Source organism: Pannonibacter anstelovis, assembly GCF_036881715.1.
In the GTDB taxonomy this organism is placed as follows: Bacteria; Pseudomonadota; Alphaproteobacteria; order Rhizobiales; family Stappiaceae; genus Pannonibacter; species Pannonibacter anstelovis.
The window spans coordinates 139,006-162,349 of record NZ_JBAKBF010000002.1 but is presented as its reverse complement, the minus strand read 5'-3'; the positions used below and the strand labels follow the sequence as shown (position 1 = coordinate 162,349).

The following is a 23,344-nucleotide window of genomic DNA, read 5'->3' as shown; positions in this document are numbered from 1 at the left end:
CACCTCAAAAACAAGGGCCCGATGGAGAGGCAATTGGGACGTCAGACAGCTATCGACGGAGCATTGGAGGCCGGGGCGGGCCGCGCAGAGCGGCTCGACCCGGCAACCCTTCCGGTCAGATTCGACACCACCATGAGCGCGCCGCCTGCTGCTGGCAGCGCCCGCGTCGACGCCAGGGTTTATCTGGACCGGGACACGGCCATCATCAAGCGCCCGCTCGCCGGGCTGCCGCTGACGCTGGTGGTTCCGCTCAATGTCTTTCAAGGCATTGCGGTGGAGATCCGCCCCGGCAGCATCCCCGGCATCCTGGTCGCACGGCTCTTCCTGCGCCATCCGGATCCTGCCCTCTGCCTCACCCTGCGTGAGGCCGATAACGCAGAGGATCTGGCCGAAGACTGGGCAGGCTGGGCCGAGGCGCTGAACCTGCCGCTCCAGATCATGGAACCTGACGGCAGTGTCACGACCATTCAGGACGCCGCACAACCGCATTTCGCCGTCAGGCCCTGCCTGCGGCGCAAGGTCTACGCGCTAACAGGCCACCGTCCCCGCTTCCTGAACCGCCGCAAAACGGGCCGCAGCCTGGCCTTGCAGCCGGTCCACCGTGGCGAGCGCGAGATAATCGCCCGGCACTGAATGCCTCAGGAGGCATTCCACGCACGGACTGACAGGCGGCCTTGAGCCGCCTCTTCTCTTTTTAGTATCCATTTGAAGAATATAGTATTTACTCTGGGATTGGCGCGATTTTTTTATCTTCTACGGGTTTTACCTAACGGATATTTTATCATTTTCTGCGCTAAATCTGTCACCTTCCCGGCAGGAACGACGTTACATGCAACTTGATGTAGTTACGCTTTCGACTGCAGTCTCGCTCATGCTTCTTATGGGTGCCGGCATGCTGATGCTCGTGTTCCGGTTCTCCATCAGAAGGCCAAGCGCTCACGCAAATAGCGTTCGTTTCTGGTCTGTTGCACTCGGACTCATGGGAGTTGGAATTTTCCTCATCAGCTTGCGCGGACATATTCCTGACTTTCCAAGTATTGCAATCGGCAATGGCATCGTCTTGCTGGCAATGAGTTTACGCCTCAGGGCAATCAAGATGTTCTGGAACCAGCATGAAAGCTGGATGGTAACGGCGGCACCCGCAACACTGTGGATGTCGCTGTGTCTTGTGCCGGTCTTCTATGACAACTTCCTGCCGCGCGTTATTCTGGTCAACGCCTTAATCATTTTGCTACTGGCCGTTTCGATTCAAGTCACCCGCAGGTGCAATCATGACCGTCTGAAGTCAGCGAAATGGCTCCGCGACAGCATGATCTTCGAGGTGATGTCAAAGATAGCAATGGTGATCAGTTTCTCGCTGACAGGGCTGGCGAGCTTTGAAGCGGCAACAAAGTCAAATCTGACTGCCATCTACCTGCTCACCCTCATTATCTCCACGCTCGCAACGATCATCTCTGCCTTTGCGATGATCATTGAACGGGAGGAAAGACTGCTGCGGGAACAGGCCCTGCGTGATCCGCTGACCGAACTTTCCAACCGCCGCGCCTTTTTCGATGATGCGGGCCGCTGGCTGGAAAAGCATGCATTCGCCGACAAGCCATTTGCCGTTGCCCTGTTCGATCTGGACCATTTCAAGCAGGTGAATGACATGCACGGGCATGCTGCCGGTGACGAGATGCTGACCATTTTTGCCGATGTTCTGCGCGAAAACACCCGCAAGGGCGACTTTGTGGCCCGGCTTGGCGGCGAGGAGTTTGCGGCCTTCCTGCCAGACACGGATATACGCACACTTGAGGCGGTCGCGGACCGGCTGCGCACTGACTTTGCCGAGAGGGCCCTGCGGAAGTCTGGCGGTCTCATGACTGTCACCGTCAGTGCAGGTATCGCTGCTGGCCGAAGTGGTGCCAATGGTCTGGAGCAGACGCTCGCCACCGCCGACCGTGGTCTTTACTCAGCCAAACGGGCGGGCAGAAACCGTGTCCGCGACGGACATGACAAAGCCGTAACGAGCCAGCATGACGAGATGGACACGGCCGGTTGCGTTATTCAGGTTCTGCACATGCCCGCAGCATCTGCCGTCCAATGAGCCGTTACAGACGGTTGACCAGCGCTTCCAGGCAGAACCCGGCGAAGACAATCCAGCCATAGCGGTCGTTGGAGCGGAAGAGCTTCAGGCACTGATCGCCATCATCGATATCGAGCACCACGATCTGCCAGAACAGATGCAGTGCGCCCAGCGCAATCCCGGCAAAGGCAAATGGCCCTGCATCCGCGAAGGCCGCGGCAAGGGCGAACAGCACCGTTGCGCCGGAATAAAGGACCACCAGCGCCGCTTTCGTCCAGGATCCGAACAGTCTCGCGGTAGAGCGGACGCCAACCAGCGCATCGTCTTCCTTGTCCTGATGGGCGTAGATCGTGTCATAGCCGATCGTCCAGAGAATGCCGCCGGCATAGAGCAGAAATGGCGCCGCATCGAGCTTGCCGAACAGCGCTGCCCAGCCCATCAGCGCGCCCCAGGAGAAGGCAAAGCCAAGGAACAGCTGCGGCCAGTTGGTGAAGCGCTTCATGAAGGGGTAGATGGCCACGACAAGCAGAGAGGCGAGGCCGAGCAGGATCGTGAACAGGTTGAACTGGATCAGCACCAGCCCGCCTGCCAGTGCCTGCAGCACCATGAAAAGCTTGGCCTGGGAGCGGGTCACCTGCCCGGCGGGGATCGGCCGCGAGCGGGTGCGTTCCACCTGCGCGTCGATTTTCTCGTCCACCAGGTCGTTGTAAGTGCAGCCCGCACCGCGCATAGCCACCGCACCGATAAGAAACAGAAGCAGATGCCAGGGATTGGGATAGGCATTTCCGGCCGCGAAAGCTGCCAGCGCGGATGACCACAGGCATGGCCACAGCAGCAGCTGCCAGCCAATGGGCCGCTCCCAGCGCGCAAGGCGCGCATAAGGCCGGGCCCAGGCGGGCAGTTTGGTGTCGACCCAGTGACGCTTTACAGCATCGGAAACCGGGCCCGTGTCGCGGGTGCCGAAAATCTTGAGACTCATGTCCCTTCGTTACCACGAGCCTGCCGCCTCTGGCGAGCCCCGCAGAAGCGCGTCACATCAGCACCCGGTGAACCCCTGACGCATGGAGTGCTGGCCGCCCTCCTTGGGGGCAAGAGCGATTTCAAGTTATGATGCGTCAGAGCCCCGGTGCGTCTACATGGCGCACCGGATGCCCCGCACCGCCCCATGGCCCCTGCGCTGCAGCCACATGCGCACAGATGAGGGCGAACAGGTCATCAAAGCCGATCCTGATGCCGGTGGGCGCAATCGCCAGACCATCGGCACCAAGCTTTGCATTGGCGGAGCGCGTCATGCGGGGAATCCATCCAAGGCCAAGGGTTTTCTCGAACTCCGGATCGACATTGAGAATGATGAACTTCTGGCCACTGGAGGACCACACGAACACCTCTCGTACCTCGCTCCAGGGGATCATCTCGCGGGCGATGCGCAGGTCCAGGATTCCTGCGGGCGAAATGGTGACCATGACACCGCTGCTGATGATCAGCCGGTAGACGGCGATGCAGGTGCATGCCCCAAAGAACAGCATGCCGGGGATGCCGAAGATCAGGCCGGGGCCAAAGACGGCGGGCAGGAAGGTTATGGCAGCGCTCAGGCCCGTCATGACAATGCCCGCGAGCAGCAGGCCTATGAGCTTCAGCGGGGAACCCTTGATCTCGAGTGTCTGGCTGGTGTCAATCTGCATGGCGGTCCTGCGGAAATCCGTGAGTGGCAATAATGACAGGGATAGGCTCCGGCTTGGGCGAACTCAAGGCGGAACGGACGCTTCGCAGAAAAGGATCCGGGCAGAAGGACCCGCCAGTCACGGCCCCAGATCGTCTTCCTCGCCAATCTCCCGCTCGTAGATGGTGAGCGCGCTGCGGCCGAAGCCTTCGGACAGGATCAACCCGGCTGCCGCGGAGTTCTGCGGGGCAGCAGCCTGGAAGTGCCGGACGCCGAAATCCGCAAGATCGGCACAGGCTGCACGCAGCAGGCGGCGGCCCAGCCCGCGCCCGCGGGCTTCCGGGGCGATGTAGAACTCTCCGAAAAGCGCCAGACGGCCGCCCATCTCCACCGAATGGCGAAAGAACGCCACAGCATAGCCAGCAGGCTGATCCCGGAAATTGGCGAGCCACGCCCGGCCCAGATTTGCATCCACCATGAGCATGCGCAGCGCGCTTTCTTGCGCCCGTGTCATCGGCAGCCCCGTCTCACCGCGCATACGGCCCGCGAGTTCGACAATACGCGGCGCCGTGACAGCCGTTCCAAGCATCAGCGAAAAACCGCCGGGCCGCATCATCGGGCGCTCTCCGGCGTCTCAGCGGATTGCCGCCCCCGGCCTGCCGTGCTAATGCGCGCCGCAACTCTGGAAGGCCCAGCGGCGATGCCGCGCAGACGTGAGAGCTTGCCCATGAATATTCTCCTCATCGGTTCCGGTGGCCGTGAACACGCCCTCGCCTATGCCATTGCCAAGTCGCCTCTCACCTCCCGGCTCTACGCTGCACCGGGTAACGCCGGTGTTGCGCAAGAGGCCGAACTCGTTGCTCTGGACGTTGCAGACCACGCTGCCGTGATTGCCTTCTGCAAGGAAAAGGCGATCGATTTCGTCGTCGTCGGCCCGGAAGGCCCGCTGGTGGAAGGCATCGTCGATGATCTGGCGGCGGCCGGCATCAAGGCCTTCGGCCCGTCGAAAGCCGCTGCCCAGCTGGAAGGCTCCAAGGGCTTCACCAAGGACCTGTGCGCCGAAGCCAGTATTCCGACGGCAGCCTATGGCCGCTTTGCGGACAAGGAAAAGGCGCTGGCCTATCTGCGCCAGCAGGGCGCTCCGATTGTCGTGAAGGCTGATGGCCTTGCCGCCGGAAAGGGCGTGGTCGTGGCCATGACGCTGGCCGAGGCCGAAGCAGCAGTGAACGCCTGTTTCGACGGCAGCTTCGGCGCAGCCGGGGCGGAAGTCGTGATCGAGGAATTTCTCACTGGCGAAGAGGCCAGCTTCTTCGTTCTGTCCGATGGCAAGACAGCTCTGCCTCTCGTGGCTGCACAGGATCACAAGCGCGCCTTTGACGGCGACGAAGGTCCCAACACCGGCGGCATGGGCGCCTACACGCCCGCTCCAGTCGCCAGCGATGCCGTCATCGCCCGTACCATGGAGGAGATCATCCTCCCGACCATCGAAACGCTGGCAAAGCGCGGCACCCCGTTCAAGGGTGTGCTTTTCGCTGGCCTGATGATTGGCGAGAGCGGCCCGAAGCTGATCGAATACAACACGCGCTTTGGCGACCCGGAGTGCCAGGTCATCACCCTGCGCCTCAAGGAAGACCTTCTGCCGCTGCTGATTGCCACCGCTGAGGGAACGCTGGACCAGCACACCGCAACCTGGAGCGATGACGTGGCGCTCACCGTCGTCATGGCTGCGAAGGGCTATCCGGGGGCTTACGAGAAGAACACCGAAATCAAGGGTCTCGAAGCTGCTGGAAAGGTTGAGGGCGTCAAGATCTTCCACGCCGGCACCAAGGCTGATGGCGGGCGCATTCTGGCCACCGGCGGGCGCGTGCTCAATGTCACCGCCACCGGCAAGACCGTCGCCGAAGCCCGCGAGCGGGCCTACAAGGCCGTGGACCTGATCGACTGGCCAGAAGGCTTCTGCCGCCGCGACATCGCCTGGCGCGCCCTCTGAGAGCACATAGCACAGCAACAGACTGAAGAAGCCCGGCATGGCATCCGCTGCGCCGGGCTTCCGCTTTCGAGATACCAGCTCCACCCTTGCGTCTGGAAATCCCTCCGGCCATGCTGACAGCAACAGATGGAGGAGCAGGGTGATGTCAGCAGCAGAAGCGGATCTCTTTCCAGGATTTGATGCCAGAATGATTGAGGCTGGCGATGTCCGCCTGTTCTGCCGCCTCGGCGGTTCAGGGCCAGCCTTGCTGCTGCTTCACGGGTTTCCGCAAAGCCATGTGATGTGGCACCGGATCGCGCCGGAGCTTGCACGGCACTTCACGCTTGTGATCCCCGACCTGCGCGGCTACGGCGCCAGCGATGCGCCCGAAGCCGATGCCAGCCTCTATTCCAAGCGGCAGATGGCGCAAGACGTGCTGCACGTGATGCGCAGCCTTGGCCACGAGCGCTTCATGGTTTGTGGCCACGACCGGGGTGCCCGCGTTACCTACCGGCTGGCGCTGGACCATCCGGAAGCCGTCAACCGCGCGGCCGTGCTGGATATTCTGCCCACGCATGACTACTGGGCCGGCATGGACCGGCAATTCGCGCTCAAGGTCTACCACTGGGCCTTTCTTGCCCAGCCAGCTCCCCTGCCCGAAACGCTGATCGGCGGCAGCCCGGATTATTACATTGACCACACCATTGCCAGCTGGACTGCCAGCAAAACCCTTGCGGCCTTTGATCCGGTGGCACTGGACTGCTACCGCCTTGCCTTCCGCCAGCCCGCCCGCATCCACGCCATGTGCCAGGACTACCGGGCAGGCGCCACAACAGATTTCGAGCATGATGGTGCTGATATAGCCGCAGGACGCCAGATCACCTGCCCGCTGCTGGTCCTGTGGGGCACGTCAGGCATTGCACCGGGTGCTGGCACGCCGCTTGATGTGTGGCGCCGCTGGGCACCGCAGGCGGAAGGCGAAGGCGTGACGGCCGGGCATTTTCTCGCCGAAGAGAACCCGGATGGAACGCTGGCGGCTGTTCTGCCGTTTCTGCATAAGGAATGAACGGCGGACCGCCCTGTCATCTTCCTGCCGGATAAATCACGCAAGACAGGCGCAACCCTGATACAGGACTATCTTTCCGCGCAGATTCTAGAAGCGAGTTTCAAGATGACTTACCCCCGGATCGGCCTTGCCCTAGGCGGCGGCGGAGCGCGCGGCATGTCCCATATTCCGGTGTTTCAGGCCTTTGACGATCTGGGCGTGAAGCCCTGCCACATCACCGGCTCGTCCATTGGTGCGCTGCTGGGGGCTGGCTATGCAGCAGGCCTGTCTGGCCAGGAGCTGCATGACTATGCGCTCGAAACCTTCCGCCACCGCAATGCACTGATTGCCCGTCTGTGGCAGTTGCGGCCCAAACGCTTCACCGACATGTTCGCTGGCGGCATTGCCCAGTTCGACCCGCTGAAGGTGGTCAATCTATTTGCCGCAGATCTGATCCCGGATCATTTCGAGGATCTCAAGATCCCGCTGACGGTGCTGGCCACTGATTTCTACGGCTGCAGCGAGATTGACATCACCACAGGTCCGCTGCGCCCTGCCATCGCCGCCTCCATTGCCATTCCAGCGGTGTTCCGGGCGGTCGAGATGGGTGGCAAGGTGCTGATTGACGGCGGGATCGCCAATCCCCTGCCCTTTGACATTTTGCCCGCCGATTGTGCAATCACGGTTGCTGTCGATGTGGTGGGCGTGCCCGTACCCCGCAAAACCCACCGGAATGCTCCGGCCACGCTCGATGCGCTGTTCGGCTCGTCCCAAATCCTGATGCGTACAATTACTGCAGAAAAGCTCAAGCAAAAGCGGCCGGATATACTTGTGCGGCCAGCCGTCGACGACATCCGCGTTCTCGACTTTATGAAGACCCGGATGGTGCTCGAATCCGCAGCGCCGCTACGTGAGTTTGTAAAAGCCCAGCTTTCAAAGCTGCTCGAAAAAGCGGCGTAAACCTCAAAAATTCGCGGTTTCCGTGTATTCATCCGGCTTTATGATATCTTTTCATGCCATTATTTGACGCTCAATGCCAAATTAACCATTGTTTAATATGCGCGATTGAGAATTTCTCCTATATCCAGAAGGAGAAACCGCATGACCCGCGTTGCATCCCGGTCCTTGGATGAGGACACCTGCCCGGTCTCGGAAGAGACCTTCCAGCACCTTATGCACCTGAACGCAGCCTCGGCCGCAAGTGCCGCCGGGGATCTTCCGGAAGAGCAGAAAGCCCGGCTTGCCGTGTTCTGCTACCGCAAGGCGCATCTGCGGCCTATCGGGCTGATGATCGCAGCAGGCTGCAGCCTGCGCGCGCTGCTCGACGAAGCCGGTCATGCCGGTGAAATTCTTTACCGCCAGTCCCGCGAGATGCAGGCCAGCCTGCCCTGCGACAAGTTCCAGCCTCAGCGCGGCGCAAGGCCGCCGGTAACTCTCTACGCAATCAAGGGGTAAGGTCTTTCCTCCCGCCTGCCCCCGCCTCGCGCCGCTCCGTCTTCCCCCAGCCAAGACACCCGGAGCGGCGCTTTTTCTTTGCCCGCCTTCCCGTCTCTGACGCAAAAGTGAGCTTGCCTGAATGAGGAACTGGCCTACGCTCTTTCTAGCGCTGCATCAGGACGGGGTGTGCCATGGTCAGGGAAAGTTCCGCAAACCACCGCAGATCTGCAGATCTCAGGCAAGCAGCCAGGCAGCTTCATGCCGCATGGCGGCAGCTCCGCTCCTGCCTGTGGTGCGCCGCCCCGCTTCTGGCAGGCCTCAGCCTTGCTACCCCAGCCGCAGCAACCTGCCAGTTGATTGCCTCTGGCCCGCAGGCGCCTCAGACCAGCGGCTGGGTGCTGCCTTCCGGTATCAGGGTCGCCAGCGCGTCGCCGGACCTTTCACTGCAGCTCGCGCAGGCGGCCTCCCTGGCTCAGGATGAAGTGGGCCTGCGCTACATCGGCCATTCGACTTTTGAAATCACCAGCCCCAAGGGCGTGCGCGTCGCAACGGACTATAACGACCGGGAAAAACCGGCGCTGCCGCCGCGCGTTGCGACCATGAACAACGCCCATTCCACCCACTTCACCCTCAACCCGGACCCGTCCATCGAGCATGTGCTGACAGGCTGGAACCCGGAGGGTGGCCCCATCCATCACGATCTCCGCGTCGAAGACGTGCGCATCCGCAACCTGCCGACCAATGCCCGTGGCTGGGATGGCGAAACGCGCGCCTTCGGCAATTCAATCTTCATCTTCGAGCTGGCGGACCTGTGCATCGCCCATCTCGGCCATTTGCATCACCAGCTGACGCCGGATGATCTGGCCACGCTCGGCCGGATCGATGTGGTGCTGGCACCGGTGGACAATGCCGCCACCCTTCGCCTCGACAGTCTGATGGCGGTTCTGGAAGGCATCAAGCCCACCGTGGTTGTGCCCATGCACTTTCACTTCACCGGCGCGCTGGAGCGCTTCCTTGCGCGCGCCGCAGGCGACGGCTGGGCGGTGACTCCCTACCCTACATCTGCCGCCATCCTCTCCCGCAAAATGCTGCCGGAGCAGCGCACTGTGGTGGTGATGATGCCGGGCGGCGGGTAGTCCCCCTTAATCCTCCCGGCGGCTGCGGAAGAAGCCCTTCAGCAGTTGCGCGGCCTCGGCTTCGGCAAAGCCCGAATAAACCTCAGGCGCGTGATGGCAGGTGGGGCTGGCGTAGAAGCGCACACCATGATCCACGGCGCCGCCCTTCTCATCCCCCGCCCCGTAGTAGAGCCTGCGGATACGGGCAAAGGAAATGGCGCCTGCACACATCGGGCACGGCTCCAGCGTGACATAGAGGTCGCATTCCGGCAGCCGCTGGGAGGCGAGCGCCTCGCAGGCCATGCGGATCACCAGCACCTCGGCATGGGCCGTGGGATCATTGAGTTCCAGTGTGCGGTTGCCCGCCCTTGCCAGAACCTCGCCCTGACGCACCAGCACGGCCCCCACCGGCACTTCACCGCGCGAGGCGGCCATACGCGCCTCTTCCAGCGCCATATCCATGAAGGACCGGGCGGGGGCGTTGCGCTCTGTTGCGTCAGGTGGCTTCATGTCCGGTTACGCTGCTATCTGCCTGTCTTTCTGGTGCTTTTAGAGCAAAGCAAGCCGCACGTCAGCCGCTCCCTGACATGCGGCGTTTGCCAAGAGCTGCGAATTTTGTGAGCCAGCCGCATTTGCTTGATTCCTAAACCGTGCAAGCTCTGCTATGAGGCGGCCATGACCGGCAATAAAACTCCTTCCCGGCCCCGCGGCAATCGCCCCGGCGGCCCGTCGCGCCGTAACGATGGCGCAGGCTCTTCCTCTTCCGGACGCGGCGATAACCGCGCGCCCGGCAAAGGCTTTTCTGGCCCCCGCTCTTCCGGCCCCCGCTTTGGCGGCAAGTCCGGCCCGCAGGGCGACCGTCAAGGTAACCGTCAGGACCGCGAAGGCGGCTTCGGCGAGCGCGGCTATGGCCCGCGCGGCGGCCAGCGCAATGAACGCAATGAAGGCGCGCCCCGTGGTGGCGACCGCCCGCAGCGCGATGGCTGGGCTCCCCGTGGCGGCGACCGTCCGCAGCAGCGCGATGGCTGGGCACCCCGTGGCGGTGACCGCCCGCAGCAGCGTGACGGATGGGCACCCCGTGGCGGCGACCGTCCCTACCGTGATGACCGCCCGATGCGCAACGACCGGCCCAGGCGCGCAGACAGCAAGCCTGCGCCCAAGCGCCAGGCGGCTCCCAAGCCGCAGGCCGTGCGCGTTGCGCCTGAAGTGTCGTCCCATGACGGCGAGCGTATCGCCAAGGTGATGGCCCGCGCCGGGCTGTGCTCGCGCCGCGATGCGGAAGTGTGGATCACGAACGGCCGCGTGAGCGTCAACGGCACCGTGCTGACCACTCCGGCGATCACCGTGACGGAAGACGATGTCATTCTGGTGGATGGCGAGCCGCTGCCGCAGAAGGAGCGCACCCGCCTGTGGCTCTATCACAAGCCGCGCGGCCTGGTGACGACCAACTTCGACCCGGAAGGCCGTCCGACTGTCTTTGAGAAACTGCCCGAGGACCTGCCGCGCGTGGTGTCCGTTGGCCGCCTCGACATCAACACCGAAGGCCTGCTGCTGCTGACCAATGACGGCGGCCTTGCCCGGGTGCTGGAACTGCCCGCCACCGGCTGGCTGCGCCGCTACCGCGTGCGTGCCTTCGGCGAGATCACCCAGGATCAGCTGAACGCGCTGGCCGATGGCGTTGCCATTGACGGGGTGCTTTACGGCGGCATCGAAGCGGTTCTGGACAAGACGCAGGGCGACAACGTCTGGCTGACGCTGGGCCTGCGCGAAGGCAAGAACCGCGAAGTCAAGCGCGTGCTGGAGCATCTGGGCCTGTCCGTGAACCGGCTCATCCGCCTGTCCTTTGGCCCGTTCCAGCTTCTCGACCTGCCCGAGGGCGAGGCCCGCGAGATCAAGGGCCGCGTGCTGCGCGACCAGTTGGGCGACAAGCTGGCGGAAGCCGCAGGGGCTGATTTCGAGGCTCCGGTTCTGACCCAGGCCGCACCCAAGGACGAGCCGAAGAAGAAGAAGCCGCAGCAGCAGGGTCCGAAGACCCGCGGCGAGTGGATGACGGCCCGTGATGGCGCAGCCGCAGTGAACCGCCCCAAGGGCCCGCGCAAGCCGCGCGCCGAGGGCGGCGAGCGCAGCTTTGGCGCCAGAGACGGAAGCCGTGAGGGTGGCCGCGAAGGTGGAAAGCGTGAAGGCGGCGACAGCCAGCGTCCGCAGAAGGTCTCCCCGCGCAGCCGCTTCCGCCTGACGCGTGAGCCTTCTGTCCGCAAGGCAGAAGACGAGCGGCCGCAGCGCACCGCCCGCCCCCGCCGCATCTGGGGAGCAGAGGGCCTCGTTGAGGACAAGCAGCAGGAACAGCGCACCGGCCGTGACCGCAAGCCCGCCTTCCGTGACCCGGATGACCGGCCGATCCGTCCGCGCGAGCGTTCCGAGCGGCCTGACCGCCCGGAGCGGAGCGAGCGCCCCGAAGGTGGCAATCGTTTCGAGCGCCCCGCAGGCGGCATCCGTTTCGAACGCAATGACCGGCCTGACCGTGGCCCGCGTGACGATCGTGGCCCCCGTCAGGATCGCGGCAACCGGCCCGTACGCAGCGGCCCCGGCGGGCCGAAGCGCGGCGGCGGCGGCGGCTTCAAGCCCCGTTCGCGCGGCTAAGAGGACCGGTGATGCGCATCGTTGCTGGACGGTTCAAGGGCGCAAGCCTTGCCACGCCGAAGTCGGACGCCACGCGCCCGACTTCCGACCGGCTGCGCGAGACCATCTTCAACATCCTGCTGCATGGCGTTGGCGCGGATCTTGAGGGTGCACGGGTGCTGGATCTGTTTGCCGGCACCGGCGCCCTCGGCTTCGAAGCCATCAGCCGTGGCGCAAAACACGCCACCTTCGTTGAGGAAGGCGCGGATGCGCGCGGCGTGATACGCCGCAACATGGAAGCCTTCGGGCTCAACGGCGCTGCCAAGATCCTGCGCCGGGATGCAACGAAACTGGGTGCTGCCGGCACAATCGAGCCGTTTGATCTGCTCTTTGCAGATCCGCCCTATGACAAGGGCCTTGGTGAACTGGCGCTGGCCTCTGCCCGCGAAGGCGGCTGGCTGGCAGATGGTGCGATCTGCATTCTGGAAGAGCGGGCCAGCAACACGGTCACGCTTCCGGCTGGCTTCGAGCTTCTCGACCAGCGCACAAGCGGCGACAGTCAGGTTCTCTTCGCGCGCTGCCACCTTGGCTGACCCAACGCAAGACCCAGAATCTCAGACCGGCGTGCCGTTATCTTTCGTTCTTGGCCGGGTGCGCCGGAGGATACGGCCCAACCGCTGAGGCGCCCTGTTCTCAAGCTTGAGAAAAAGGCTATTCAGCCTCTCGAACCGGCGGCGCAAGCGCCGCAGCAAGCGCACTGCCCAAGGGCTTGCTGCCAGGATCATGACCAGACCAACAGCCAGAAGCGGCACGCCGGTTGGCAATGGCAGAGGCAGCGTTACGAGGCCTGCAAGCAGGACAGGAAGCGCAGCCAGCCAGACGATGCTTTTCATTTGAACCTGAGATCTCCGCACCAGGCAGATGGCATGCGCGTAAGATCGAGCGCAGCTTTCCGGCCCGCCTGCATGCCATGCAAGCAAGACAGATGCATGACGCACCTCCAGCAGCCGCAAGCTCGGCTGGCCTATTTTCTGCCGAACAGCTTCTCGATGTCGGAGAGCTTCAGTTCGATCCACGTAGGACGGCCATGGTTGCACTGGCCTGAAAGCGGCGTTGCCTCCATTTCGCGCAAGAGCGCGTCCATCTCCTCCGGGCGCATACGGCGGCCAGCGCGGATGGAGCCATGGCAGGCCATCGTCGCCGCCACATGATCAAGCTTTTCCTTCAGGCCTGAAGCCGTTTCCCATTCGGTCAGTTCATCCGCCAGATCCTGCACCAGGGCGCGGATGTTGAGCGCCTTCAGCATGGCCGGCGTTTCCCGCACCGCGATGGCGCCGGGGCCGAAGGGCTCCAGCACCAGACCGGCAGCCTCCAGCTCTTCGGCATGTTCGGCCAGCCGGTGCACGTCTTCCTCCGGCAGTTCGACGATTTCCGGGATCAGCAGCATCTGGCGCGGCACGTCACGGGCCGCGAGCATCTCCTTCAACCGTTCATAGACCAGCCGTTCATGTGCGGCATGCTGATCAACGATGACAACGCCGTCCATGGTCTGGGAGATGATGTAGGTCTCGTGCACCTGTGCCCGCGCTGCACCCAGCGGGCGTTGCATGTTCTCCTGGCCCGCCGGTTCGCTATGCGCCCGAGCATCCGCAGAAGGCAGAACGATATCCGCCAGCGCGGCCTGTGCAGCCTCGGCAAAGCCCTGCGCTCCGGCCGGAGCCGCATCATCCTCCGAGGGCCGGTAGGCGGAACTGCGCCAGTCCCAGCCGCCTTGCGGCTGGGCAGGCCTTGCTGCGGGACGCCAGCCGCCGCCATAGCTGCCCTGATAGGCGGCCGGGCGCTGCGGGTCACCACCAGCCGGCTCACCCATTCCCGGTGCCATGCCGGTCCGCAGCGCTTCCATGGCAGCTGCTGCGTTGGAGGTGGAAGAGCGGTGCCCCGCCATGACCAGCGATTGCTTGATGGCCCCGACAAGCAGCCCGCGCACGAGCTGGCCATCACGGAAGCGCACGTCGGCTTTGGCCGGATGCACATTCACATCCACCAGAGCCGGGTCCAGATCGATATAAAGCACCACGACCGGATGCCGGTCCCGGGCCAGCACATCCGCATAGGCGCCGCGCAGGCCCGACAGCAGCAGCTTGTCGCGCACCGGGCGGCCGTTGACATAGAAGAACTGCTGCTGTGCCGTGCCCTTGTTGTAGGTGGGAAGACCGGCAAAACCGGTCAGGCGCACGCCCTCCCGCTCTGCAGTGATCTCCATGGCATTGTCGAGAAACTCCTTGCCCAGAACCTGTGCCAGCCGCGCCATGCGCGGATCCTCGCCGCGCGCGGCGGGCCAGCTTTGCGCGGTCCGGTCCGAGCCGGACAGCTGGAAGCCAACCTCCGGATAGGCCAGCGCGATACGGCGGACCACATCGGTCACGGCGGCGGCCTCCGCCTTGTCGGTCTTGAGAAATTTCAGGCGGGCAGGCGTGGCGAAAAAGAGATCGCGCACTTCCACCTGAGTGCCCTTGTGCCGGGCTGCCGGATGCACATCGCTCTCCGTTCCGCCTTCAACCTCAATCCGCCAGGCATGCGGCTCGCTGGCATGACGGGTGGTGATGCCCAGCCTTGCGATGGAGCCGATGGAGGGCAGCGCCTCGCCCCGGAACCCCAGCGTGCGGATGTCGAACAGGTCTTCCTCATGCAGTTTCGACGTACAATGGCGGCGCACGGCCAGCGCCAGATCGGCAGCCGTCATGCCAAGGCCATCGTCAGACACGCGCATCAGCGTCTTGCCGCCTGCGGCCGTCACGATGTCGATGCTGGAGGCGCCTGCATCAACTGCGTTCTCCACAAGCTCCTTGATCACACTGGCGGGCCGTTCGATCACCTCGCCTGCCGCGATGCGGTTGATCACCGCCTCGCCCAGTTGTCTGACTGCCATCTGCCTGTCCTGCCGCACCTTTCGAAAGGCGCGTGTTTCATGGGCGGCACAGCGCCCCGCATCATGCCCGGTTTCTCACGCGCGCGGCTTCGTATATTGTCCGCCAGCCTGCGCGGGACAACCTCCCGATTCCCGCCAACGTTACCAGATCAGCCCGGAAGAGGCCTCCATGAACGCAACAGCCCCCCTGCTCATCCCCGGCCTTGGCGCGATTGCGCCTGATTACAGGGGCATTCTCAGCGATGTCTGGGGCGTACTGCACAATGGTGTAGCCGCGTTTCCTGCCGCTCATGAGGCGCTGACCCGCTTCCGCCAGGAACAGCGTGGCACGGTGGTGCTCATCACCAATGCGCCCCGCCCCTCAGAGCCGATCCATGAGCAGCTGGCGCAGCTTGGCGTGCCGCGCCATGCCTATGATGACATCGTCACCTCGGGTGATGTGACGCGCCACATTCTGGCCAGCAGCAGCGAGCGCAAGTGCTTCCACATCGGGCCGGAGCGCGATCTCAGCCTCTATGACGGCACGGGCCTTGAAATCGTGAGCGAGGCAGATGCCAATCTGATCAGCTGCACCGGTCTTTTCGATGACGAGACCGAGACCCCGGACGATTACCGGGACCAGCTGCAGGCCCTCGCAGCGCGAGGCCTGCTGATGGTCTGCGCCAATCCGGATATCGTGGTGGAGCGCGGCGACAAGCTGATCTGGTGCGCCGGTGCCCTTGCCCGCCTCTATGAGGATCTGGGCGGCCGCGTCACGCAGCCCGGAAAACCGCACAAGCCGATCTATGATGCGGCGCTGGCCCGCCTGCAGCAGATCCAGGGCGCAGACTTCGACCGGTCAAAGGTGCTGGCCATCGGTGACGGCCTGCCGACGGATATTCGCGGCGCGGACGCGCAGAATCTGGATGTGCTCTTCATCACCGGCGGCATCCATGCGTCGGACTTCGGTCCGGTGGAAACGCCGGACGAAGCGCTGATCCGCAGACGCCTCGCGGAAGAGGGGTTCTCGGCCCGCGCCGCCCTGCCGCGCCTCAGCTGGTAAGCCTTTGAAACACAAAGGGCCGCAGCGTCACCGCTACGGCCCTTTTTGATTCGCAAAGCAATCAGGCTTCAGCCGAACAGCTTGTCGATGTCATCCTGAGAACCGCCACCATTCATCATGGCATCGACGTCATCCTGCGACACGCCTTCGCCAGCCATCTGGGGGCCGTGGAGAATCAGTTCGCGCTTGCGGCGCTCGGCTTCGGTTTCTTCTGCTGCCGGTTCCATCGTTTCCACGATGCGGAGCTTTTCAACGAAGGCGGAGACGCGCTGGTCGATGTAATTGAGGGTACCCACGACCTTGGAAATGCGCTGTCCGGTGATGTCCTGGAAGGCGCAGGCCTCAAAGATCTCGATCATCTTGTTGTTGACGAGTTCCTGATAGGCCAAGCCATCCGACGTGTCGGCGCCCATGATTTCCTCGGCAGCCGTCATGATCGTGTGCGTCGCCGATTCGGTCGCCTCGACGATTGCGTCGAGTTCGCGCCCGGCGTCGGGAATCTTCTGATGTTTCATGTCGTTGGCACGCAACGCGGTGATTTCTTCCTTCATCCGCGTGATTTCGCCAGCGATTGCCTTCAGTTCGCCCGTCACTGCCGGCTGAACCGCCAGCAGGAAGTCGTGCATGGAGCCGCTCATGACTTCGGCAAGCTGCATGACGTCATTCAGGCCAACTTCCCCGTCACGGCTTTTGTTTTTTTCCAAAAACTCGATGACGCGGACCACATTCTCTTTTGTCATTGTGGCCATTGTTCAGCCCTCCGTTTTGCATAGCCAGCAACGATCACCCGTTCTGCTGCCAAGAACGGGCCCAGCGTCCTGCGCCACATACCGGAGTGCCATCCGGGCAATGGCAGACGTGAGAAGATCGGCGGACCGGTCACTCAGGCGGACGCAGCTGCGAGAGGAGCAGCACAGTCCGCCGGGGTGAGCGAATTCTGTCAGTCTGCGAAGACTGCTTCGATCTTGCCCTTCAGCGTCTGCGCGTTGAACGGCTTCACAATGTAGTTGTTCACGCCGGCCTTCTTGGCGGCGATCACGTTTTCGGTCTTGGACTCAGCAGTCACCATGATGAACGGCGTCTTGGAGAGACTTGCGTCAGCACGAACCTGCTTGAGCAGCTCGTAACCGGTCATCGGTTCCATGTTCCAGTCGGAGATGACCAGGCCATACTTGCGCTGCTTCATCTTCTCCAGGGCTTCCGTACCATCGGCTGCATCGTCGATATCTTCAAAACCAAGCTGCTTCAGCAGGTTCCGGATAATCCGGATCATGGTCTTGTAATCATCGACCACCAGGACCGGCATCGAAAGGTCAAGGGCCATTGTCTACTCCATACTGTCAATTACAGGGCCCACCCTCTGGGCCGGAAATGACGAGATCTGACGTTCAGGAGGAAGACACGACTGTCGTGTTCCCACCTCCCCATACTTGGGCAATCTAAGCGGTTCCCCTGAAAAGACCGTTAATAGCGCAAGCCATTTTCTTCCCCCAAAGGCGTATTGTGCCCGAGCACTCTGCACCATAGCGTGCAAACCGGTATTAAAGGATACGTCTCTGGTATTGGGAGGCCAAAATGCTTGAGCTGCGTCAGCTTTGCTACGAGGACCTGAGCGAGGGCATGAGCGAGACTCTGACGAAGCACGTGAGCGCATCTGATATTGTCGGTTTTGCCGAGGTGTCCGGTGATCGCAATCCAATCCACTTGTCTGAGCATTTTGCTGCGCGCACGCCCTTCCGGACTCGCATCGCCCATGGGCTTTATACAGCGAGCCTTATCTCAGCCTTGCTTGGCACACGCCTTCCCGGCCCCGGCGCGATTTATCTTTCGCAGACCCTGAACTTCAAGGCACCTGTGCGGATCGGTGACAATGTGACGGTGGAGGTGAAGGTCGCCGAGCTTCTGCCCAAGGGCAACCGGGCCCGGCTGTCCTGCATCTGCCGGGTCGGAGAGACGGTGGTTCTGGAAGGCGAAGCCATGGTCAAGGTCCCGGCCCGGGGGACGGAACAGGACTTTCCTGGCCACCAGAGCTAGGGGGCAGACGGCGCGGACTGCGGCCAATGTGCGCTTGACGAAAGGCCATGAAAACGGCAGGGTCCGGCAAATCCCGGCGCGGGGCCGAAGCCTCGCATCGGGCAGCATGTTTCATGTCTGCTGCAGATCAGCTTGCAGTCCAGCCCGCAGGTTCTCACCTCTGATGACCGTCACCACCACGCCTTTCTCAGTTGTCGAGGATCTGGCCTCGTTACCGGCGCACCTCAAGGGTAGCGCCGTTGCCATTGGCAACTTTGATGGTGTGCACCGGGGCCACAGGGCAGTGCTGCAGGCTGCGATTGATGAGGCACACGGTCATGGACGGCCCGTCATTGCCATGACGTTCGAGCCGCATCCCCGTTCGGTCTTTGCCCCCCATGTGCCGCTCTTCCGCCTGACGCCTGCCCATGTGAAGGCAGAGGTCATGGAAGCGCTTGGCCTTGACGGACTGATCGTCCTGCCCTTCACCCGCGATTTTGCCAGCCTTGAGGCGGAGCAGTTCGTTGAGGAAATCCTGATCGGCGCCCTCGGCATCCGGCACGCGGTCACCGGCTATGATTTCCACTTCGGCAAGGGCCGGGCCGGCACGCCGGACTTCCTGCGTGCCTCCGGCGAAAAGCACGGCTTTGGCGTCACCATTGTTACCGCGGAGAATGACGAGAGCGGCGAGGTCATTTCCTCGTCTCGCATCCGTGCCGCACTGGCAGAAGGGGATCTGGCACTGGCCAATGGCCTGCTTGGCTACCGCTGGTTTGTTGAGGCCGGGGTGCGCCATGGCGAAAAGCGCGGCCGGGACCTTGGCTATCCCACCGCCAACCTGCGCCTTGCTGATGACTGCACGCTGAAGCACGGCATCTATGCGGTGCGGGTGGAAGTGGACGGCCAGCGCCATGATGGTGTTGCCAGCTTCGGCCGCCGCCCGACATTCGACAACGGCGCGCCGCTGCTGGAAGTCTTCCTGTTCGATTTCTCCGGCGACCTCTATGGCAAGACGCTGCGGGTGCGATTCGTTTCGTACCTGCGGCCGGAAGAGCGCTTTGACAGCATCGAGGCGCTGATTGCGCAGATGGACCAGGACAGCGCAGAGGCCCGCGCGGCCCTTGCCAGCATGCAGCCCCTGTCGGCCCTCGATCTGGCGCTTGGCGCCGTACCCCTGTCATGACAGGCGGGCACTCGCCTGCCAGCCGGATTTCAAGCAAGGCGGATATTCTGCAGGGTATCCTGCTGATGACCATTGCCATGATCGTCATCCCCGGCATGGACACGCTGGCAAAATATCTGTCGGCCACGGTCGCGCCACTGCTCATCGGCTTCGGGCGCTTCTTCTTCCAGGCGGTTTTTACCCTGCTCGGCGCATTGATCATGACCGGCGGCCTGCGCACGCTGAGACCTAAGCGCTGGGGCGTCAACATGCTGCGCGGCGTCTTCCTGGCCGGCGCCACCTTCGCTTTCTTCACCGCACTGAAGGTGATGCCGGTTGCCGATGCCATTGCCATCTTCTTCATTCAGCCGATGGTGCTGACCGCTCTTTCCGCGATCTTTTTGAAGGAGCAAGTCGGCCCGCGCCGCTGGGCCGCCGTGGTGGTGGGGCTGATCGGGGCGATCATGATCATCCGCCCGGGCTTTGATGCCTTTGGCGCGGCCGCGCTGCTGCCGATGGTCACCGCCTGCCTGTTTGCGCTTTACCTGCTGACAACCCGCATACTGGCGGGTGAGGACAGCATGCTGTCCATGCAGTTCACGACCTCGCTGGGAGGCGGCGTGACGCTGGCCATCGTCATTGCGGTTGGAGCTGTTCTTGGCGTGGAGACAACGGGCATTGTGGTGGCCATGCCCAACAGCATCGAAATGTCGCTGCTCTTTGCCATCGGCGCCATTTCCTTCGTCTCGCACGGGTTGATCGTGAAGGCTTTGGCGCTGGCGCCGGCATCGGTCATAGCCCCGTTCAACTATCTGGAAATCGTCAGCGCCACCTTGTTCGGCTTCCTGGTCTTCGGCGATTTCCCCGATCTGATGACCTGGGCCGGCATCGCGCTGATCGTCGCCAGCGGCATCTACATCGCCCACCGGGAGCGCATCCGCAAGGAAGGCTGACCCGGCGCGGCAAGGGCATGACGCCTGCATTTGCTGCTTTATTCAGAGGCTTTTGACTGGTACTAGAGCGGCCATGACAGTCATTCTTCCTGCCGGATGCCTTTCCGGCCCCGCGATGTCACGAATTAGCTGCCCGGCCTTCGGCTGACGCATTTGCGCGCCGAGGGACCGGGATCCCTTCGTGACGGGAAGCGGCATGGCCCGCTTCCCCTGACAGTTCGCAAGGCGCCCGCCTTGCTTCTCCTGATTTTGCGGATTGCATGCAATGACCGAAACGACTGCCCGTGACTATTCCACGACGCTGAACCTGCCCGAGACCGATTTCCCGATGCGCGCCGGCCTGCCGCAGAAGGAGCCGGAAATCATCGCCCGCTGGAAGGCGATGAACCTCTACAAGCGCCTGCGCACCGCCTCTGCCGGCCGCCGCAAGTTCCTGCTGCATGATGGCCCTCCCTATGCCAACGGCAACATCCATATCGGCCACGCGCTGAACAAGACGCTGAAGGACATCGTCACCCGCTCGATGCAGATGATGGGTTTCGACAGCAACTATGTTCCGGGCTGGGACTGCCACGGCCTGCCGATCGAGTGGAAGATCGAGGAAGAGAACTACCGCTCCAAGGGCAAGCAGAAGCCGGACCTGAAGAACTCCGCCGCGATGATCGCCTTCCGCCAGGAATGCCGCAGCTATGCGGAGCACTGGGTTGGCATCCAGCGCGAGGAATTCCGCCGCCTCGGCATCGAGGGCGACTGGGAAAACCCGTATCTGACCATGAATTTCGAGGCCGAAGCGGTGATCGCCGCCGAGCTGATGAAGTTCGCCACCTCCGGCCAGCTTTACCGCGGCTCCAAGCCGGTGATGTGGTCCGTTGTCGAGAACACCGCGCTGGCCGAAGCCGAGATCGAGTATCACGACTATCAGTCGGACATGATCTGGGTGAAGTTCCCGGTGATCGAGGCTGGCAGCCTTGACGAGGCTGCCGCCGAGGACCTGCTGGATGCCGCCGTCGTCATCTGGACGACCACCCCCTGGACCATCCCAGGCAACCGCGCCATCTCCTATTCCTCGGCCATCTCCTACGGTCTTTATGAGGTGACGCAGGAAGGCCTTGCGGATGACAACTGGGTGCAGAAGGGCGACAAGCTGATCCTTGCGGACAAGCTGGCTGCTGACGTTTTCAAGAACGCCCGCATCACCGATTTCACGCTTGTCCGGCCGGTCACCGCCGATGAGCTTGCGGCCATGACCTGCGCTCATCCCTACCGGGATCTGGAGCTTGGCGGCTATCAGTTCGATGTGCCGCTGCTCGATGGTGACCATGTGACCGATGATGCCGGTACGGGCTTTGTCCACACCGCGCCCAGCCACGGCGCCGACGACTTCGAGATCTGGATCGCCAAGCGCGCCGAACTGGAAGAGCGCGGCATCGAGACGGCCATCCCCTTCACCGTCGCTGATGACGGCTTCTACACCAAGGATGCGCCGGGCTTTGAGGGCCAGCAGGTCATCACCCACAAGGGTGAAAAGGGCACGGCCAACAAGGCCAACATCGAAAAGCTGAAGGAAGCGGGTGCGCTGATCGGCCTTGGCCGCCTCAAGCACCAGTATCCGCATTCCTGGCGCTCCAAGAAGCCGGTGATCTTCCGCAACACACCGCAGTGGTTCGTCTATATGGACCGCGCGCTGGATGGCCCGGGCGACACCCTGCGCAGCCGCGCGCTGAAGGCCATCGACGACACCCGCTTTGTGCCCGCAACCGGCCAGAACCGCCTGCGCTCCATGATCGCGGGCCGCCCGGACTGGGTGCTCTCGCGCCAGCGCGCCTGGGGCGTGCCGATCACCGTGTTCATCCACAAGGACACGGCGGAAGTGCTGAAGGACGAAGCCGTCAACGCCCGCATCTTCGAAGCCTTCAAGGCGGAAGGTGCGGATGTGTGGTTCGCAGAAGGCGCCAAGGAGCGGTTCCTGGGTGCTGACTACAAGGCCGATGAGTGGGTCAAGGTCGACGACATCCTTGATGTCTGGTTCGACAGCGGCTCCACCCATGCCTTCTGCCTGGAAAAGCGGCCTGATCTCAGCCCGAAGCGCAAGGTTGATGGCGGCGAGGACTACGTTCTCTATCTCGAGGGCTCGGACCAGCATCGCGGCTGGTTCCATTCCTCCCTGCTGGAAAGCTGCGGCACCCGTGGCCACGCACCTTATGACGCGGTGCTGACCCACGGCTTCACCATGGCCGAGGACGGGCGCAAGATGTCCAAGTCCCTGGGCAATCAGGTGTTCCCGCAGGACGTGATCAAGCAGTATGGCGCCGATATCCTGCGCCTGTGGGTGGCCTCCGGCGACTATGCCGAAGACCAGCGCATCGGGCCGGAGATCCTCAAGACCTCGGTGGACAGCTACCGCAAGCTGCGCAACACCCTGCGCTGGATGCTGGGCACCCTGGCCCATGCCACCGGCGAGGAAATCGCGCTCAAGGACATGCCGGAGCTGGAGCGGCTGATGCTGCACCGCCTCGCCGAGCTGGATGCTCTCGTGCGCAAGGGCTACGAGGACTTCGACTACAAGAAGGTGTTCCACCACCTCTTCACCTTCATGACGGTGGAACTGTCGGCCTTCTATTTCGACGTTCGCAAGGACACGCTCTACTGCGACCCGGCCTCCTCTGTGCGCCGCAAGGCTTCCCTGCAGGTGGTGGAGCAGCTGTTCACCTGCCTCGTCACCTGGATGGCGCCAATGCTGCCCTTCACCATGGAGGAAAGCTGGCTGGCCCGTCATCCGGGCGAAGACAACTCGGTGCATCTGCAGCAGTTCCCCGCCGTTCCGGCAGAGTGGCGCAATGAGGCGCTGGCGGCCAAGTGGGAGAAGATCCGCGAAGTCCGCCGCGTGGTCACCGGCGCGCTCGAAATCGAGCGCCGCGAGAAGCGCATCGGCTCGTCGCTGGAAGCCCATCCGGTGGTGCATGTCACCGATGCGGAACTCATGGCAGCCCTTGCCGGCACGGACATGGCGGATGTGTGCATCACCAGCCAGCTGACGCTCACCGGCGAAGCAGCGCCGGAAGGTGCCTTCACGCTGGAAGATGTGAAGGGCGTGGCCGTGGTGCCGGGCCTTGCACAGGGCACGAAATGCGCCCGCTCGTGGAAGATCCTTCCTGAAGTGGGCTCTGATCCGGACTATCCGGATGTGACCCTGCGCGATGCAGCAGCCCTGCGTGAATGGGATGCAGCCCACAAGGCGGCCTGACGGCTGTTCCTGTTTGAAACGGTGAAGGACAAAGCATGAGCAAGGTGGCTCCCCCGTCAGGTTTTACCCGCAAATGGCTGTGGGGGCCGCT

At 63.0% G+C, this 23,344-nt stretch carries 21 protein-coding genes; 14 read left to right on the top strand and 7 right to left on the bottom strand.

The window, feature by feature from the left end:
• The first annotated feature begins 33 nt into the window (after nucleotides 1-33).
• Together V6L75_RS03560 and V6L75_RS03555 are read left to right on the top strand one after the other, a co-directional pair.
• A complete protein-coding gene (locus tag V6L75_RS03560; protein WP_334250146.1) occupies nucleotides 34-633 on the top strand; it encodes a DUF6101 family protein in 600 nt (199 codons plus the stop codon).
• 196 nt (nucleotides 634-829) lie between these two features.
• Nucleotides 830-2,086, top strand: a complete 1,257-nt coding sequence (locus V6L75_RS03555) for a GGDEF domain-containing protein (protein ID WP_334250145.1) — start codon at nucleotides 830-832, stop codon at nucleotides 2,084-2,086.
• A gap of 4 nt (nucleotides 2,087-2,090) precedes the next feature.
• Here V6L75_RS03555 and ubiA read toward each other — a convergent pair whose 3' ends face one another.
• The 3 genes from ubiA to V6L75_RS03540 form a co-directional block, all read right to left on the bottom strand.
• Entirely contained in the window at nucleotides 2,091-3,044 is a 954-nt protein-coding gene (ubiA, locus tag V6L75_RS03550; RefSeq protein ID WP_334250144.1) for a 4-hydroxybenzoate octaprenyltransferase, read from the bottom strand.
• Between the two features lie 136 nt (nucleotides 3,045-3,180).
• Nucleotides 3,181-3,747, bottom strand: a complete 567-nt coding sequence (locus tag V6L75_RS03545; RefSeq protein WP_334250143.1) for an STM3941 family protein — start codon at nucleotides 3,745-3,747, stop codon at nucleotides 3,181-3,183.
• Between the two features lie 117 nt (nucleotides 3,748-3,864).
• Entirely contained in the window at nucleotides 3,865-4,341 is a 477-nt protein-coding gene (locus V6L75_RS03540) for a GNAT family N-acetyltransferase (protein ID WP_334250142.1), read from the bottom strand.
• Between the two features lie 111 nt (nucleotides 4,342-4,452).
• Here V6L75_RS03540 and purD point away from each other — a divergent pair, with 111 nt between their 5' ends.
• The 5 genes from purD to V6L75_RS03515 all read left to right on the top strand — a co-directional run bounded on the left by purD (nucleotide 4,453) and on the right by V6L75_RS03515 (nucleotide 9,312).
• Nucleotides 4,453-5,715 (top strand): phosphoribosylamine--glycine ligase, encoded by a 1,263-nt coding sequence (gene purD, locus V6L75_RS03535; protein WP_334250141.1) that lies wholly within the window; start codon nucleotides 4,453-4,455, stop codon nucleotides 5,713-5,715.
• A 142-nt stretch (nucleotides 5,716-5,857) separates the two neighbouring features.
• Nucleotides 5,858-6,760 (top strand): alpha/beta fold hydrolase, encoded by a 903-nt coding sequence (locus V6L75_RS03530; protein WP_334250140.1) that lies wholly within the window; start codon nucleotides 5,858-5,860, stop codon nucleotides 6,758-6,760.
• Nucleotides 6,761-6,865: 105 nt separating this feature from the next.
• Nucleotides 6,866-7,699, top strand: a complete 834-nt coding sequence (locus V6L75_RS03525) for a patatin-like phospholipase family protein (RefSeq protein ID WP_334250139.1) — start codon at nucleotides 6,866-6,868, stop codon at nucleotides 7,697-7,699.
• 141 nt (nucleotides 7,700-7,840) lie between these two features.
• The gene (locus V6L75_RS03520; protein WP_334250138.1) at nucleotides 7,841-8,194 is read left to right on the top strand and encodes a hypothetical protein; all 354 of its coding nucleotides are present in this window, start codon (nucleotides 7,841-7,843) and stop codon (nucleotides 8,192-8,194) included.
• A 335-nt stretch (nucleotides 8,195-8,529) separates the two neighbouring features.
• Entirely contained in the window at nucleotides 8,530-9,312 is a 783-nt protein-coding gene (locus V6L75_RS03515) for an MBL fold metallo-hydrolase (RefSeq protein WP_334250137.1), read from the top strand.
• A gap of 6 nt (nucleotides 9,313-9,318) precedes the next feature.
• On the opposite strand, the gene V6L75_RS03510 is transcribed toward V6L75_RS03515, so the two are convergent.
• Nucleotides 9,319-9,753 carry a nucleoside deaminase gene (locus V6L75_RS03510; RefSeq protein WP_334250470.1) on the bottom strand — a complete coding sequence of 145 codons (435 nt, stop codon included), beginning with the start codon at nucleotides 9,751-9,753 and terminating at the stop codon, nucleotides 9,319-9,321.
• A gap of 651 nt (nucleotides 9,754-10,404) precedes the next feature.
• On the opposite strand from V6L75_RS03510, the gene V6L75_RS03505 reads away from it, so the two are divergent.
• Both V6L75_RS03505 and rsmD read left to right on the top strand, forming a co-directional pair.
• Nucleotides 10,405-11,931: a pseudouridine synthase gene (locus tag V6L75_RS03505; RefSeq protein WP_425498679.1), complete on the top strand. Its 1,527-nt coding sequence runs from the start codon at nucleotides 10,405-10,407 to the stop codon at nucleotides 11,929-11,931.
• Nucleotides 11,932-11,942: 11 nt separating this feature from the next.
• Nucleotides 11,943-12,503, top strand: coding sequence for a 16S rRNA (guanine(966)-N(2))-methyltransferase RsmD (gene rsmD, locus V6L75_RS03500; RefSeq protein WP_334250135.1), 561 nt, complete (start codon nucleotides 11,943-11,945; stop codon nucleotides 12,501-12,503).
• Nucleotides 12,504-12,934: 431 nt separating this feature from the next.
• Here the strand turns inward: rsmD and mutL are convergent, their stop codons facing one another.
• Nucleotides 12,935-14,839 carry a DNA mismatch repair endonuclease MutL gene (gene mutL / locus V6L75_RS03495; protein ID WP_334250134.1) on the bottom strand — a complete coding sequence of 635 codons (1,905 nt, stop codon included), beginning with the start codon at nucleotides 14,837-14,839 and terminating at the stop codon, nucleotides 12,935-12,937.
• A 169-nt stretch (nucleotides 14,840-15,008) separates the two neighbouring features.
• Here mutL and V6L75_RS03490 point away from each other — a divergent pair, with 169 nt between their 5' ends.
• Nucleotides 15,009-15,881: a TIGR01459 family HAD-type hydrolase gene (locus V6L75_RS03490; protein WP_334250133.1), complete on the top strand. Its 873-nt coding sequence runs from the start codon at nucleotides 15,009-15,011 to the stop codon at nucleotides 15,879-15,881.
• Between the two features lie 68 nt (nucleotides 15,882-15,949).
• On the opposite strand, the gene V6L75_RS03485 is transcribed toward V6L75_RS03490, so the two are convergent.
• Nucleotides 15,950-16,630 (bottom strand): protein phosphatase CheZ, encoded by a 681-nt coding sequence (locus V6L75_RS03485; RefSeq protein ID WP_334250132.1) that lies wholly within the window; start codon nucleotides 16,628-16,630, stop codon nucleotides 15,950-15,952.
• Between the two features lie 191 nt (nucleotides 16,631-16,821).
• The gene (locus tag V6L75_RS03480; protein WP_019963146.1) at nucleotides 16,822-17,205 is read right to left on the bottom strand and encodes a response regulator; all 384 of its coding nucleotides are present in this window, start codon (nucleotides 17,203-17,205) and stop codon (nucleotides 16,822-16,824) included.
• Between the two features lie 251 nt (nucleotides 17,206-17,456).
• Here V6L75_RS03480 and V6L75_RS03475 point away from each other — a divergent pair, with 251 nt between their 5' ends.
• The 4 genes from V6L75_RS03475 to ileS all read left to right on the top strand — a co-directional run bounded on the left by V6L75_RS03475 (nucleotide 17,457) and on the right by ileS (nucleotide 23,253).
• On the top strand, nucleotides 17,457-17,915 hold the full coding sequence (locus tag V6L75_RS03475; protein ID WP_334250131.1) for a MaoC family dehydratase: 459 nt from the start codon (nucleotides 17,457-17,459) through the stop codon (nucleotides 17,913-17,915).
• Nucleotides 17,916-18,078: 163 nt separating this feature from the next.
• Complete coding sequence (locus V6L75_RS03470) at nucleotides 18,079-19,077, top strand: bifunctional riboflavin kinase/FAD synthetase (RefSeq protein ID WP_334250130.1); 999 nt, start codon at nucleotides 18,079-18,081, stop codon at nucleotides 19,075-19,077.
• Nucleotides 19,074-20,009 (top strand): DMT family transporter, encoded by a 936-nt coding sequence (locus V6L75_RS03465; RefSeq protein ID WP_334250129.1) that lies wholly within the window; start codon nucleotides 19,074-19,076, stop codon nucleotides 20,007-20,009. The genes V6L75_RS03470 and V6L75_RS03465 overlap by 4 nt, the downstream gene beginning before the upstream one ends.
• A 265-nt stretch (nucleotides 20,010-20,274) precedes the next feature.
• Nucleotides 20,275-23,253, top strand: coding sequence for an isoleucine--tRNA ligase (gene ileS, locus V6L75_RS03460; RefSeq protein ID WP_334250128.1), 2,979 nt, complete (start codon nucleotides 20,275-20,277; stop codon nucleotides 23,251-23,253).
• Nucleotides 23,254-23,344: the final 91 nt, after the last annotated feature.